The sequence below is a fragment of the Erwinia sp. OLFS4 genome, assembly GCF_002752165.1.
Taxonomy (GTDB): Bacteria; Pseudomonadota; Gammaproteobacteria; order Enterobacterales; family Enterobacteriaceae; genus Izhakiella.
The window spans coordinates 1-773 of sequence record NZ_MOMB01000031.1 but is presented as its reverse complement, the minus strand read 5'-3'; the positions used below and the strand labels follow the sequence as shown (position 1 = coordinate 773).

Genomic DNA, 773 nt, shown 5'->3' with positions numbered 1-773 from the left:
GGCGCAGTAACCACCACAGGGGTAGCTTCCGGTATTTTTACTGGATCATTAGAATGCTCTGTTACTGGTTTTTCTGTTTCATTTGGAGCGCTGGTATCGTTTGCTGGTTCAGCGCTAGAACCAATCAGGCCGTCAATGCTGAATTTCCCACCACCCAAATTATGTACTTCCGTTTTTTCCCCTTCATTTGAGGTGGTTTGCTGCGTACTCTCAACTTCTTGTTGCTCGTCGCTACGGACGGGTTGGATGGTATCTTCAAAAACCATACCACAGCGTTCTGTAAGGCATTTGCGAATGTATTCCTTACGTAAAGCAGCATCGGTAGCGAACGTATCGAACTTCATACCAGCGGATACCAGATCGAAAATTGTTTCATCATCGACATCCAGAATATCTACGATGACTCGCAGAGAAGCGCTCCACATTCGCCAGGTCTGATCCCGGCCATTGATAAGCGCACGGGCATTCTTCACGTCAGAAGCTTTGGCATCGGCGCGTTTAACGCCGTTAAGTGCCAATGCTATTACCAGATCAAGCAAGTCGTAGGTACGACGCTCGGTTGATTCACGCTCTCCGGGTCTTGTTGCTACCCATTTTTCAGCAAACGCCTGTATATCATCGGGGTTATCATCCGGTGGCGTCCGGGCGCGGAGGGCGGTAAGCAAATTATCAACGGATGCAGGGAACATATTTTTAACGGCGGTAACGCGGCAAAGGCCATCTATCACCGCGCGAATATCTTCCGGTGCTTCTTCGTCATTCAGCATGTCGTA

1 pseudogene is annotated in these 773 nt (G+C 49.2%); it reads right to left on the bottom strand.

What is annotated here, in order from left to right:
* Positions 1-773, bottom strand: a pseudogene (locus BL249_RS18940) (hypothetical protein); the annotation flags it as partial.